Genomic DNA, 13,289 nt, shown 5'->3' on the forward strand with positions numbered 1-13,289 from the left:
CGGGTTTCTGAGAATTATTGATAGGTTGGGGGCGGGTTTATTCAGATTTCTGCTCATTAACAGAGATTAACGCGAACCCGCCCCTACAGTTTGGGTTATATTAAGATTAATTAGGGTGATTGTCATGTTGATTGAAAAACAAGCGATCGCACTTTTCCCTATTATTAAATTCCCCAATTGTAGGGGCGGGTTCGAGACAATCTCTGTTAATTAGTATAAATCTTGCTAAACCCGCCCCGAATGCTAAACCCCCTAAATGCGATCGCAAATACCCCAAGAAACCGGGTTTCTAATTAAGATTAATTGCCAGAAATCAAGATATCTACAGAAACCCGGTTTCTGCTACTCCAACCTAACCCTATCGTGCCTCCCACAATTTAATCGTCTTGTCCGAACTCCCACTGGCTAACGTCCGACCATCGGGACTGAAGGCTACAGAGTAGACCTCTCGTGAATGTCCGGTGAGAGTGGCAACCAGGGTGGGGTTTTGCCAGGAAACTTGGGGTGAGGGGGCGATGGGTGAGGAATTTTGATTAGGAGTATTTTTATTAGTAAATGTTCCACATCCGACTAACAGCAATATCCCAATAGATAAACCCGCCCAGAAGTTATGATTATTTCTCATTCAGTTTTTGTGTATTAGGATTTTATTTAATTTTATACAAACCCTACAATTAATTTTAGCGGATTTCGGAATATCGGTTAAAAGCAGTTTAGGAAAATTAATATATTCTGTATTTGTTACCACAGAGACGCAAAGACACAAAGAAATACAGAAGGATGGTTAAGGGGATAGGGGTTAGGGCTAGGGTATTATTTAATCATATCTTCCTTCGTGTCTTTGTGCCTTTGTGGTTCTTTCTCCGGTTCCCAAAAAATTAAGATTATTTAAAATATTAAGGTAAAATGCGATCGCACTATAATATTAAACAAACAGATTCCTGCCATTCTCGACACCAGGATTTCATTTCACTAATAACAGGAAGATGAATACGATTCCAACTAAACAAACCGGAGTTAATTTCAGGATAAAAACCCTGATGAAATTGAACCTCTCCAGGGGATAAACCACTTTCAACAAATTTAAAGGTTAATGCTGAGGGATAACCTTGTTGTTTGAGTTGGTTTCTTAACCAATTTCGATGAATAATTCCCGTGTAGGTACTGCGAAAACTCCCCGCAAATTGTTGACAATTCCACATCACTAAATTACAGATTAATCCTAGAGTTTGTTCATCCGTAAACGGTAAGTCTTTAAACTCCTGTAGAAATTCTGAAATAATAAAAGTATCCAGAAAAATGCTGTTTTTATAATAGTTTAAAATCGGAGTAAAAAAATCCATATTCTCAGATTCATCTGTACAAATTAATAAAAGTTCTTCAGGAGGAAAGATTTCTTTGAGAGTTTTTAAGATAAAATAAGGATGATCTGCTTCTCGATGGGGAATCCAGTTACGATAGTCCGTTAACCGAATATGAATGCCATTATATTGTCCGAGGGTTTGATAAATTTTATTCGCTAAATTGCGATAAATCGGTTTAAATTGAATCGCTTCCATGAGGGAATACACCGAAGGGGAAGGAGGATAAAAAAATCGTGAATAATAAGCTAAGTTACAAGCACTAAACTCTAAAATATCCTGTTCCACATCTTGTACAATTGTTCGATTTTCAGCAAAATCCGATAAAACTTTAGGGTCAATAGTAATATTATTTGGAACAAAAACAGCATTAACTAATCTCACATCACTATGATAATGGCTGAGATTTTTTCCTTGAGTTTCTGCTAAAAATTCTGAATAATTTAAAATTGGAATCGGAAGTTGGTCAACTAAATCTAAAATTGTTGGTAATTTGTCAATATTAATAATATGTTTTCGACTTTCGGGAACCGATAAAAAATATCCTCCTCGCACAGGTAATATATTTTTTTCGTCTCCTACTGAACCATAAAAGACTAATTTCCGTTGAGTTAAATAAGCTAATCCTACGGCTATTTCTAATCCCATTAAGTTATTATTTAAGCCGGATTCATAATCTTTGTATAACAAATAGCGTGAGGTCATAGGAATCAGCAGGTTAGTCTTTACAACTTCTTTGTGTCTTTGTGTCTTTGTGGTTAAATTAAGCTTGATCCGTGAAAAAAACAGGGCAAACTGATATAATTATACTCGATAATTTTAACCCCAAACTATTCTATCATATAAACGAATATTTTTTAATCAAATTGGAGTTATTTTTTCCGGTTCAGAACCATAATTTAACAAAATGCGATCGCAAAAAAACATAGTTCCCGCCGCCACACAAACTGGAATTGATAATAAATTTAAAAACGGAATCACCACTAATCCAAAACAGACTAAGGCAAAACTAACACTGGCGGGAAAGGTGCGAATAATCATATTTAATTTATCTCTAAACCTAAACCGTCTTCTTTCCATCGGTGAGTCTAAAAAGTCTAAACAAACAATCGTTGAGGCTAAACCAATACCCCCTATTGTAAACAATAACGTTCCCAAACCAGGGATAAAATTCAATAAAAGTAAAGGGACTCCGATGAGAATTTGTAACCCTAGTTTTTTTAATTCATATAAAATGGCTCGTCCAATATCCTGAACTGAACTGGTGAGAGTTTGGGGCGGTAATACCGCAGGTTTACCCGTTTGTAGTTCCTCAACTTTCTCCGAGAGTTGACCATACCAGGGTGCTCCTAAAATTCCCCCAAATTGCAATAATAGAAACCCAATAATTAATAAGAGTAAACTGACTAACCCCACCCGTAATAGCCACCCTAAAATATTGGCTAAAATATCTAAATAGTGCAACCATTGGGGTAAATTAGCGACCCATTGATCAATTTGACTGTCTAAATTCAGGACAATATTCTCAATTCCCGTTAACCCTGGAAGCAATAATCCAAAATAGAGAAAAATCCCCACAATAAAATTAACAATAACCGGAAAAATCACATATTTTCTTAAGGACGGATTATAATAAAATAACTGTAAAGCTCTTAAGGGATAGGTTGCACCTGTAATTAAACTCAGAGGTTTTTCTAGCCAAGAATTAGGAGATTGTAAATTATTGGGGGTCATATTTTATATATTAATGAATTTTGAGGGAGTGCGTGCGCTGCAATAAAGCACTAGGGGTGGGTTTAAACCCACCTTTTGCGGTTAAATTTTCCAAACCCAATTATAAGGATCGGGTGCTTTTCCAGTTTTAATCGCTTCTAATTGTTCTAAAATAGATTGAGCGTATTTACGTTCAGAAATGGGGGGTAAAATTAAATCTCGTCCTTGATATCCAATTTTAGAAACCTGGGCAATTGTAGCGGCTGTTCCCATGCCAAATGCTTCTTGTAAAATCCCTTTGTCGTAAGCTTCTGCTACTTCCTGAATAGAAATTAACCGTTCTTCGACTTTAACACCTTGATCTCGGAATAAAGTTAACACGCTATCGCGTGTAATTCCTGCTAAAATCGTTCCGGTTAATTGCGGTGTCACCACGACATTATCAATCACAAAAGCTAAATTCATGGTGCCGCATTCTTCGACATATTTTTTATGAATGCCATCGAGCCAAATCACGTTATCATAACCTAATGCTTTGGCTTCTTTATCTGCTAATAAACTAGCTGCATAATTTCCGGCACATTTTGCCGCACCCGTTCCTCCTTCACAGGCTCTAATATATTTATCGGTGACAATTAATTTAACAGGTTCAGAATAATAGGCTCCCACCGGACAACTCATAATAATAAAAGTATAGTGAGTTGAGGGTTTTAAACCAATAAATTCATCGGTAGCAAAATACAACGGACGAATATATAAACTCCCTTCTGATTCAGGAATCCAAGCGGAATCTAACCGAATTAATTCTGTTAATCCTTCCATAAAGATTGCTTCAGGAATTGGCGGCATACAGAGTCGATCAGCCGATTGATTAATCCGTCTAAAATTAGCATCGGGTCTAAAAATTAAGGTGTCTCCGGCTGCACTTTTATAGGCTTTCATCCCTTCAAAAACAGCCTGACCATAGTGCAGAACTGCCATCGCCGGAGTCATACTTAAATCACCATAAGGCATAATTTTCAGATCTTGCCAAATGCCGTTATCGTAAGTGGCAATAAAAATATGGTCACTGAAGATTCGACCAAAGGGAATATTATCTAAGGTTTCCGAAGAAAGACGGGAGTGTTCTGTTTTTTGAATGATAAGTTTTTGACTCAGTGTTTCCATTGTAGCTTCGGTGATCAGCGTTTTATTGTTTTTTCTAGGATAACGCTTTCCGAGTACAAGAAACCGAGACACGGATACCAAATTCAACAAACTTAGGAAAAATTGACATTTTTCTAAGGTCGCACCTCTGGCATCCGTGCCGAACTCCCCTTATTTTTAAGTTGTGGATCACAATAGAAGGAGTTTGATTAGACCCGGCTTAATCTTGATCATATTTGGCGATCACCCAAACAGCATGAATGATCCCAGGGATAAATCCTAATAGGGTCAGTAGGATATTCAGCCAAAACGCTCCTCCTAGACCAACGGTTAAAAACACGCCCAAAGGAGGCAGGAAAATAGCAGCAATCAGACGGATAATGCTCATATCAATGGATTATGACTTCTACTGCTATTTTAGCAATTTTTTCATTTAGAATAGGGAAACCTCTCTATTCTCTTAAACTTTGTTCCCATGTTGCTCGATATTTTTCCCTTCCAATTTCATTTTGACCCAACAGCGATCGCAGGTGCAACCCTGTGGTCTTTAGCATTCTATTGGGGATTTTCACCCGTGAGTGAATGGGTGATTCACCAATTAAATCGTTGGTTTAATTATGCCGAACGAACATTATATACCTCGGAAGCCGAATATGAGCGCACCCGCAAAGGTAGAGAGTCCCAAAATGCGTTTTATGCTTCCCTATTTAGTATTGTTCCCTTTTTAATTGTGGGATCATTATCTAATTGGGGAACTGAAATCGCTTTAGGTAAAAGTTGGTCAATTAGTGTAGGAATTATTGCTTGTATTAGTGGGGGAATTTATGAATTAGGGCGACTTGATGGGAAAAAAGGAATTAATTCTTAATCATGAATTTCACCATTGGGCATAATAGCCCCATGCAAAATTGCCCCAGCCGTATTCGCACTACTAAATTCTACACGAGTTAAATAGGTATAACTTAAATTAGCATTTCTTAAGTTAGTTCGAGCAACAGAGGCATCAGTTAAATCTGCTTGGGTGAGATTGGCAGAATTTAGGTTAGTTCGAGTTAAATCAGCACGAACTAAATTAACCCGGCTCAAATCCGCATTGCTTAAATTAGCATTACTCAGTTGAGCATCAGGAAGAATCGCATCACATAATTCTACCCCCGGTAATTGAGCATCAATTAAGACAGCCCGTTCTAATTTAACTTTCCTTAAATTAGCTCCAATTAAGTTAGCTTCTGTGAGAATAGCTTCCGTTAAAAATGCCGATTGTAAGTTGGCTTGGGTTAAGTTAGCTTGGCTTAAAATTGCACCTCTTAACACGGTTTCTGTTAGATTTGCTCCACTTAAATTCGCCCTGGTTAAATCTGCTCCCGTTAAATTTACCCCTTGTAAATCCGTTCCTCTTAAGTCTGCACCTCGCAAATTCACACTTTCATAAATCCTCGCTTCATAGCGCAGATTTGCCCCCCTTAAACAAGCTCCTCTTAAGTCGGCTCCCTGTAAATTTGCTCCTCTTAAATCCGCTTGAATTAAGTTAGCATCGAGTAAGGTTGCTAAGGTTAAATTGGCTTTCCGAAAATCGGCACTTTGTAAAATTGTTCCATGAAATTCGGCATCACTTAAGTTGGCACCGCTTAAGTTAGCTTTATTTAAAATGGCTCCATTAAATCGCACTCCTTTAAGATTAGCCCGTGACAAGTTGGCTCCGTTCAAATACGCTAAAACAAAGTTAGCACCTTGCAAATCTGAACCACTTAAATTAGCACCAATCAAGTCCGCACGACTGAGTTCAGCACCCCTTAAATTAATGCCTTTAAAATTTTTTTGTCCCGCTCGATACTGTTCGAGTAATGTTTCCTCATCCATAATTAATTATTTCTGAGTCCCCGTATAGGTAAATTCTTGAACCCAAGCCATTGATTTATTACCTGGAGTTCGAGCGTAAACTTTGACCTTCTGAATCGATTTGATTTTCAAATCCAGAAGTTTTTGATAAACAAATTGACTCATAGAGGCTTGATTTGGCACTTGATCTGACTCTAGTATAATGTGCAAGCAAGCGTCTTTTGACTTTGCTAGAGTGCTAATTCCTCTGGATTTCAGAAATTGGCTGATCACCGTTGCGATCGCCTTAGCATGGCCCTGTTTAGCGAGTTCCAGCAATTGGGGCTGAGTGAGTCGGGGTTCTAAGTTTTCTGGGTCTTCGGCTTCATGGGTCATCACTGTCTTATTTACAGATAATCGTTGCTGTTCTTCAACTTCTGATTGATTAATTACCATCTCTAAATCTACAATTTTACTTTGAAGTAAATGGACAAACTTTCGTAAAGATTTGTATTTTATGTCTAACTGAACTTCGGGAGAGTGATTTTTTAATTGTTCATTTAGAGATAATTCCAAATGCTTTAAAATTGTTGTTAAGGGGACTAAAGTATCGGCTACACTATGCTCTATTTTTTCCTCAAGTTCTATCTCCAATCCTAGCTTTTTTTGAAGGCTCTCATTCATCCCGCTTAAGTCTGTTCCGGGGATCTCAATATTGCTAATTGATGTTGCTGAGGTGAAATCTGAAAAATTACCCTCGCTGATACCAGGAGTTTTAACTTTATATTCTTCCTCTAAAGTAAAGTCGAACTCTTCGGACTTTGGCCGGATCAAATGCAGGGTTTCACTCTCGTTAATATCAATAGCATTGCTAGTTAAAAAGTGTTGCTGCAAAATCGATTGAGGGGAAGTTTCTAAACCCTCAATTGTCAAAGACTGAACAACTTTTGTTTGAAGCGGGGAAAGACTCTCAGAACTATTAAATCCTGGCTCAGAATAGGATTTAGGTTTGGGTTCATAATAAGGACTGAGAGCATCTAAAATTACCGTCACTACCTGAATATTTTCATCCACATCTTCTAAATACTCCGCCATCTTATAAAGATGAGACTTCAGCCGTTCTAAATTAGGAAAGGTTTGTAACAGTTGACTGAGTAAATCATCCAGACTTTGATTTTTGAGTTGTGACCAATCTTCATCTCTATAATTAAATTCCCGTTCTAAACTTGAAAAAATCACCAGTTTTGCCCGCAGAGGATTGGTATGCTGCATGATTTTAAAGCGCACATTAAATAAATCCGATATATTGCGGATCGAATAAGCTGGAGACCCCTGACTTAAATAGGCTGACGATAGAGAATTTAACTCTTCAGGACTAATTTTGACGGTTTCTGAAGCCGTAATTGAGGCTTGATTTGTTGCTTGAGTTTCTACAGGAACAGACTGAAAATAGAGTTGACTGACTTGTTCTTCAATTGTATGAACAACCCGACTATATTCATTCTTTTTATTCAACCGTGATAAAATATTATTAAGAATAATTCTAAGGGGTTCAAATTGGGGATGTTTTTGATAAATATTTTCCAGCAAGCCATTCAAATTGATGCCATTCAGGATTTGGGTATCATTCTCCCATTTACCATTATAGGCACACAATAAAACCTTCTTAATCCGGGTTGAATTCGGATCAGTTTCTAAACTTTGAGCAACTTCATTTAGGCGGGATGGGGTTGGCATTTTAGTCTCCAATACAGAAAGTCAACAGTTTACGAAGTGACTTAAGCGTATCCGGCACTGGGGTTTTATGTAGGGGCAGATGGTACTGAGGAGAAACAGGAAACTGATCACGCACAATCGACAATACACAATAACATTAATCCCAGGGTGCTTGAACCGTTAAAAATGGATCATGTTCAGCTAAGGTCTGAAAAATTTAGAGGATCACAACGACCTGAATTAATCAGGTTTAGGGGATGGGATGATTATTCCTCCGTTAGATTTTTTAACCTTTTATAGGGTGAACACATTCCAAATCTGCTTAAGTTTACATCCAGTTAAAGGACTGTTCAGAAGAAATTCACGCATCCCTGATGATCTGCTAAAACATATCTCAATCGTACAAATAAAAGGTTTTATTTTTTATTCCCCATTTTCCATTCCCTCATCTTAGAATACAATTTTAATGCGTAGTAGCTTACTATATTTTACGCTATTTTTTATTAAAATAGCAGTACAATCTTGTCGCTTAACTCCTACAACCGGAGCAATACGGATGCAAAATTTTGATGGTATTGTCATTGGTAGTGGTATCGGTGGTTTAGTTGCGGGTGCGCTTTTGGCTCACTCCGGTAAACAGGTGATGATTTTAGAAAGCCATACCTGGGCTGGGGGTGCAGCGCAGGGTTTTTCTCGTCAGGGGTTCGATTTTGATTCGGGGCCGTCGTTTTATTGTGGACTCAGTGATCCCCAGGGTTTAAACCCCTTACAGCAGGTATTAACCCGGTTGGGGGAGTCCCTGGCAACGGTGGTCTATGATCCTTTGGGACACTATCATTTTCCCGAAGGCTGTTTAGCGGTTTATGGCAATAGCGAACGTTATCGAAAGGCTATTGCTCAATTTACACCCCAAGGCGCGATCGAATTTGCCCAGTTTGAACAACGGTTACTTAAAATCTATCAAGGTTTAAAAGAAATTCCCGCCATTGAGTTACGCGCCGATTGGAAAGTGATTCCTAAATTAATTACAAATTATGGCTTTTCTTTATTAAAATTACTCCCTGTCTTAGGTGATATTTCGGCTTCAGTGGGTCAAATTGTTGATCAAACCGTTCGTGATCCTTGGGTCAGGCGATTAATCGATAGGGAATAAGGAATGGAACAGATAGTTTGTATGAAATTTAATTTATAGATTAATTTTCTCCAAATAATTGCAGTTGAATATAAACTAAAATTAAGGCGATCGCTAATAAAATAGTTGCTGCTGCTGCTGCATAACCAAAGTCAAATTGAGCAAAGGCTTGATCATAAATATAATAGACTAAAACATTGGTCGAATTTAACGGGCCGCCTCCGGTAATTACATAAACTTGTTCAAAACTTCTTAAGGTAAAAATTGCCGTTGTTACAGTAGCAAAAACCACCGTTGGTTGTAAACCGGGTAAGGTAATATACCAGAATTGTTGCCAAGGATTTGCCCCATCTAATTCTGCTGCTTCATATCGACTTTGAGGAATAGTTTGTAAACCTGCTAAAAACACTACTAAATTAAAGCCTAATTGTTTCCAAATACTGAGTAAAATTAACACAGGCATTGCCCAAGTGGTACTACTTAACCAAGGAATCGGATCTAGTCCAAATTGAGTTAATAATCCATTCACAGGGCCCTCAGTTTGAAATAACCAACGCCATCCTAAACCTACCGCAACTAAAGAGGTAATGGAGGGGATAAAATAAGCCGTTCTCAGAATATCTCGGAGGGCAAAAGTCCGGTTTAAAAGTACCGCTAATCCTACAGGAAGGATTAAAGTAGGAATCACTGTTGCGATCGTAAAATAAGCCGTATTAAATAGCACTTGCCAAAAATCAGGACTCAGAAACAGACGCGCATAATTATTAAGTCCCACCCCATAAATCCCTGATTTTGTAAAACTCCCTTGAGTAAAACTCAGATAAAATAAATACACAATTGGCCCTAAAATAAACACCCCCATGAGCAGTAAAGCGGGGGCTAGAAAAATCCAAGCCATGATTGCATCTTGATCCAGAAGTTGTTTCTGAGAAATGGGTGAAGAAGCCATAAGCTGAATCAATTGTGATAAAGTTTTCTTAAAATATAGCAGGGAACAGGGAACAGGGAACAGGGAACAGGGAACAGGGAACAGGGAACAGGGATAAAAAAATTTCAGCGCCCTTGGTTTCAATATCAGTCCATGTTTTAACCGTGTTTCCCTAACTGCTATATTTTACAATAAGCTATTAAGCCTTTAAACTGTATTGAAGTTACTATATAAATGGGTAAAACTCTTAATGAATGCTACTGTGACGGGAATTGACTCAACTGATTGTTTAATTTCTCCGGCGATTCCTTCCCCTTTGTTTGTGGAAGGAACTCCTGTAAAAATTGGGGTTTTAGCTTCTGGAAGTGGAACTAACTTTGAGGCGATCGCTCAAGCTATTCAAGACCAACAACTCAATGCTAAAATTCAAGTTTTAATTTATAATAACCCCGATGCCCAAGTCATAGAACGGGCGCAACGGTTTGGAGTCAAGACGATTCTTTTAAACCATCGCCACTATAAAAAGCGGGAAGATTTAGACCGAGAAATTGTTAAAACGCTGAAAGAACATGATGTTGATTGGATAGTATTTGCCGGGTGGATGCGAATTGTTACTCAAGTTTTAGTAGATGCGTTTCCTCAAAAAATTATTAATTTACATCCGAGTTTATTGCCGAGTTTTCCCGGAATTAGAGGCGTAGAACAGGCCCTAGAAGCGAAAGTTAAAATTACAGGATGTAGCGTTCATTTAGTTGAAGTCGAAGTCGATAGCGGCCCAATTTTGATGCAAGCGGCGGTTCCTATTTTAGCCGATGATACCCCGGAAACATTACACGCCCGGATTCAAGTTCAAGAGCATAAAATTTTAATTGGGGCGATTTCCCTGGTCAGTCAATGGCAAAATCAAAAATCAACTTAGGATAAATTTCACTTCCAGTTGGGCGACAATAATCAAATAGGATACAATCTCAAAACGTATTGGATTAACTTAAACCATCATGGAGCCAAATTCATTACCAACGGAGGTGATTTTGACCCATTCCTGTCAATCTCTGGGAAGTGTTTGTTTAGATTGGACACCGCAACCGGGTCATTATTTCAACTGGCAGGGTCAAACTTATACAGTTTTAGAACGTCGTCATCGCTATCAACTCAAATCAGGTCGTTACCGACTGCATAAAATTTCCTTGTATGTACAATCGGTAGAACGACCTGAAGATACAACTTTGATTAATGGACATTGGGTAATTGGGGATGTCAACTGTCGGTTTAACGCTCATTCAGAACTGATGCGCTGTGCAGTGAATCCCTCTGGCCCTTGTCAAGATTGTCGTTTTTTTGAACCGAGTTAATCCCCACAGAAAACCTGCACCCCTAAACCGATTTTACTGAGCTAATAAACTCATTTCAGCTTGATAATCTTTAGCGGAAACCAAGCGCCATTTTTGATCTCCCATCAGTTCTAAAACGTTTTGATGATAGCGTAATAAACTCATCCGATGCCCAACACTAATATAGGTTGTATCGGTTTCATCTAATTTTTTGTAAAGGAGTTCTTCATTTTTTAAATCTAAGGCACTGGTGGCTTCATCTAAAATGGCGTAGCGGGGTTTACTGATTAATAATCGGGCAAAGGCTAACCGTTGTTGTTCCCCTAAAGACAGAACATTCGCCCAGTCTAATTCAGTATCAAACCCATTCAATCGTTCGGGTAAATCGGCTAAATTGACTAACTTTAATACTTGACGTAATTCCGTTTCATCCACCTCTCGATTAATATTAGGATAGAGCAATTGTTGACGCAATGTTCCTAAAATCATATAGGGACGTTGGGGTAAAAATAACATCGACGATAATTCAGGACGAATTAACCGTCCTGTTCCTGATGTCCATAACCCAGCAATGGCGCGTAATAAAGAACTTTTTCCGACTCCACTTTGACCCATAATTACTAATCCTTCGCCAGAGGCTAAAGTCAGAGATAAGTCTTTAACCAATATTTTTTGGTAATTAGGAGTATTGAGCGTAAGGTGTTCTAAAGCTAGGGGAGAATCAACCGTCATATCAATTTGTGTATGTTCATGATCAAGGGTTTTAGGAGAGTCTAAAAATTCAGAAAACGTCGCTAAACGATTAATTCCGGCGGCAAATGCACTTAAGATGGCAATCTCACTAACAACAATTGAAAAGGCGCCTAAAACTTGAGCAAAGGCAAAATTAGCTTGAGTAATATCCCCAAATTTAATCGTCCCGGCGAAATAAACGGGAGCTAAGATTAACGAGGGGAGAATAATCACTGCATATTCGTAGCTTTTGGTAAAATAATTAACATTTCGTTGCCAACCAATTAATACATTAAAGTTTTGAAAGGCTTGAAAAAACCGTTGTTTAACTTGGTTGAGTTCCTGATGTTCCCCCTGATAAAAAGCAATGGATTCAGCATTATCTCGGACATGAACTAATCCATAACGAAAATCCGCTTCTCGTCTGAGTTGGTTAAAGTTGAGGGGAATTAAACGCCGTCCAATTAAAACTGTAATAATCGTACCGATCGCTGCATAAATTAAGAGAAAAATCGAAAGAGATTTAGAAATTGAAAACAGAATTCCCGTAAAAGAAATTACATCAATAATTGATCCCAAGAGAATCAATAAAAATCTTAAGCTGGTAATAGTAAAAGATTTTATATCTTCAGTAATCCGTTGATCGGGGTTATCAATTTTACCATCGGATTCGATTTGATAAAATGATCGTTGACTTAAATACCGTTCTAAAAATTCATCGGTTAACCATTTTCGCCAGTAGTTTCCTAAGCGTTCACGGGTATACATATACATGACAACAATGGGAGTTCCCACCACAAACACGCCCGCATAAACATAAAGAAATCGCCAAAATTCATCCTGACTTTTTTCAGCTAAAGCCGTGGTAAAAAAGTTACCCACATAGCTAATAATGACATTTAAGCCACTTACAAATAGGGATAACAATAAAAGTACAGTTAAAAACGCCCAAGGTTGCCAACGAGTTTGAATTTGATTTCGATACCCAAAAAACATTGCCATCGGAATCCCAAGCATTAAGATAACAACGATAATATAGGGAGAGTAAAAAATGCTGGCTACGGATTCGTATAAACCGGGAGCAATACTATTAAAAAAATCAGGAAAAATATACTGACTGGCAATAGAAACTACACTCACAAAAACAAAAACAGCCGCAAATAGAAAAATTAATAATGACAACAATAAACTCAAAAAGACTTTGCCACTTCCTGTCTCCACAGGATAAAAGAAGGGTTGAGCAATTCTCAAAAATCGTTGCCAAAGCTGCGGATCAAATTGATTCATATTTTTCTTTTTCATTGTTCTTAACACAGATATCCTATCCTATCAAAGTTAAACATTTCATGCTAGTTTCTACAGGCTCAATGCGTGAAATCGGCTACATTTTCGATTAATTAGTTACAAAAATT

12 protein-coding genes and 1 pseudogene are annotated in these 13,289 nt (G+C 37.9%); 4 read left to right on the forward strand and 9 right to left on the reverse strand.

Annotated features, from left to right (window positions below; genetic code table 11):
* Positions 1-358 precede the first annotated feature (358 nt).
* The 5 genes and pseudogenes from PL8927_RS29210 to PL8927_RS24745 form a co-directional block, all read right to left on the reverse strand.
* A pseudogene (locus PL8927_RS29210) lies at positions 359-475 on the reverse strand (WD40 repeat domain-containing protein); the annotation flags it as partial.
* 442 nt (positions 476-917) lie between these two features.
* Positions 918-2,066, reverse strand: a complete 1,149-nt coding sequence (locus PL8927_RS24730) for an O-fucosyltransferase family protein (protein ID WP_083626142.1) — start codon at positions 2,064-2,066, stop codon at positions 918-920.
* A 156-nt stretch (positions 2,067-2,222) separates the two neighbouring features.
* Complete coding sequence (locus PL8927_RS24735) at positions 2,223-3,095, reverse strand: EI24 domain-containing protein (protein ID WP_083626144.1); 873 nt, start codon at positions 3,093-3,095, stop codon at positions 2,223-2,225.
* 81 nt (positions 3,096-3,176) lie between these two features.
* Entirely contained in the window at positions 3,177-4,241 is a 1,065-nt protein-coding gene (locus tag PL8927_RS24740) for a branched-chain amino acid aminotransferase (protein WP_083626146.1), read from the reverse strand.
* 199 nt (positions 4,242-4,440) lie between these two features.
* A complete protein-coding gene (locus PL8927_RS24745) occupies positions 4,441-4,608 on the reverse strand; it encodes a YqaE/Pmp3 family membrane protein (RefSeq protein ID WP_083626148.1) in 168 nt (55 codons plus the stop codon).
* Positions 4,609-4,695: 87 nt separating this feature from the next.
* On the opposite strand from PL8927_RS24745, the gene PL8927_RS24750 reads away from it, so the two are divergent.
* Positions 4,696-5,088, forward strand: a complete 393-nt coding sequence (locus PL8927_RS24750) for a hypothetical protein (protein ID WP_083626150.1) — start codon at positions 4,696-4,698, stop codon at positions 5,086-5,088.
* Here PL8927_RS24750 and PL8927_RS24755 read toward each other — a convergent pair.
* On the reverse strand, positions 5,085-6,080 hold the full coding sequence (locus PL8927_RS24755; protein ID WP_083626152.1) for a pentapeptide repeat-containing protein: 996 nt from the start codon (positions 6,078-6,080) through the stop codon (positions 5,085-5,087). The genes PL8927_RS24750 and PL8927_RS24755 overlap by 4 nt on opposite strands.
* 6 nt (positions 6,081-6,086) lie before the next feature.
* A complete protein-coding gene (locus tag PL8927_RS24760) occupies positions 6,087-7,775 on the reverse strand; it encodes a hypothetical protein (RefSeq protein WP_083626154.1) in 1,689 nt (562 codons plus the stop codon).
* 445 nt (positions 7,776-8,220) lie between these two features.
* On the opposite strand from PL8927_RS24760, the gene PL8927_RS24765 reads away from it, so the two are divergent.
* Positions 8,221-8,907, forward strand: coding sequence for a phytoene desaturase family protein (locus PL8927_RS24765; RefSeq protein WP_331281861.1), 687 nt, complete (start codon positions 8,221-8,223; stop codon positions 8,905-8,907).
* A gap of 40 nt (positions 8,908-8,947) precedes the next feature.
* On the opposite strand, the gene PL8927_RS24770 is transcribed toward PL8927_RS24765, so the two are convergent.
* Positions 8,948-9,835 carry a carbohydrate ABC transporter permease gene (locus PL8927_RS24770; protein ID WP_083626158.1) on the reverse strand — a complete coding sequence of 296 codons (888 nt, stop codon included), beginning with the start codon at positions 9,833-9,835 and terminating at the stop codon, positions 8,948-8,950.
* Between the two features lie 229 nt (positions 9,836-10,064).
* Between PL8927_RS24770 and purN the strand changes: the two genes are divergently transcribed.
* Positions 10,065-10,733, forward strand: coding sequence for a phosphoribosylglycinamide formyltransferase (purN, locus tag PL8927_RS24775; RefSeq protein WP_083626160.1), 669 nt, complete (start codon positions 10,065-10,067; stop codon positions 10,731-10,733).
* 79 nt (positions 10,734-10,812) lie between these two features.
* On the forward strand, positions 10,813-11,166 hold the full coding sequence (locus PL8927_RS24780) for a DUF6464 family protein (protein WP_083626161.1): 354 nt from the start codon (positions 10,813-10,815) through the stop codon (positions 11,164-11,166).
* A 33-nt stretch (positions 11,167-11,199) separates the two neighbouring features.
* On the opposite strand, the gene PL8927_RS24785 is transcribed toward PL8927_RS24780, so the two are convergent.
* The gene (locus tag PL8927_RS24785) at positions 11,200-13,164 is read right to left on the reverse strand and encodes an ABC transporter ATP-binding protein/permease (protein ID WP_083626163.1); all 1,965 of its coding nucleotides are present in this window, start codon (positions 13,162-13,164) and stop codon (positions 11,200-11,202) included.
* Between the last annotated feature and the right edge of the window lie 125 nt (positions 13,165-13,289).

This window comes from Planktothrix serta PCC 8927 (genome assembly GCF_900010725.2).
Classification (GTDB): Bacteria; Cyanobacteriota; Cyanobacteriia; order Cyanobacteriales; family Microcoleaceae; genus Planktothrix; species Planktothrix serta.

Coding starts and splice junctions, on each gene's coding strand:
- PL8927_RS24730 (WP_083626142.1), bottom strand. CDS start 2,066: ATGACCTCACGCTATTTGTTATACAAAGATTATGAATCCGGCTTAAAT.
- PL8927_RS24735 (WP_083626144.1), bottom strand. CDS start 3,095: ATGACCCCCAATAATTTACAATCTCCTAATTCTTGGCTAGAAAAACCT.
- PL8927_RS24740 (WP_083626146.1), bottom strand. CDS start 4,241: ATGGAAACACTGAGTCAAAAACTTATCATTCAAAAAACAGAACACTCC.
- PL8927_RS24745 (WP_083626148.1), bottom strand. CDS start 4,608: ATGAGCATTATCCGTCTGATTGCTGCTATTTTCCTGCCTCCTTTGGGC.
- PL8927_RS24750 (WP_083626150.1), top strand. CDS start 4,696: ATGTTGCTCGATATTTTTCCCTTCCAATTTCATTTTGACCCAACAGCG.
- PL8927_RS24755 (WP_083626152.1), bottom strand. CDS start 6,080: ATGGATGAGGAAACATTACTCGAACAGTATCGAGCGGGACAAAAAAAT.
- PL8927_RS24760 (WP_083626154.1), bottom strand. CDS start 7,775: ATGCCAACCCCATCCCGCCTAAATGAAGTTGCTCAAAGTTTAGAAACT.
- PL8927_RS24765 (WP_331281861.1), top strand. CDS start 8,221: ATGCGTAGTAGCTTACTATATTTTACGCTATTTTTTATTAAAATAGCA.
- PL8927_RS24770 (WP_083626158.1), bottom strand. CDS start 9,835: ATGGCTTCTTCACCCATTTCTCAGAAACAACTTCTGGATCAAGATGCA.
- purN (WP_083626160.1), top strand. CDS start 10,065: ATGAATGCTACTGTGACGGGAATTGACTCAACTGATTGTTTAATTTCT.
- PL8927_RS24780 (WP_083626161.1), top strand. CDS start 10,813: ATGGAGCCAAATTCATTACCAACGGAGGTGATTTTGACCCATTCCTGT.
- PL8927_RS24785 (WP_083626163.1), bottom strand. CDS start 13,164: ATGAATCAATTTGATCCGCAGCTTTGGCAACGATTTTTGAGAATTGCT.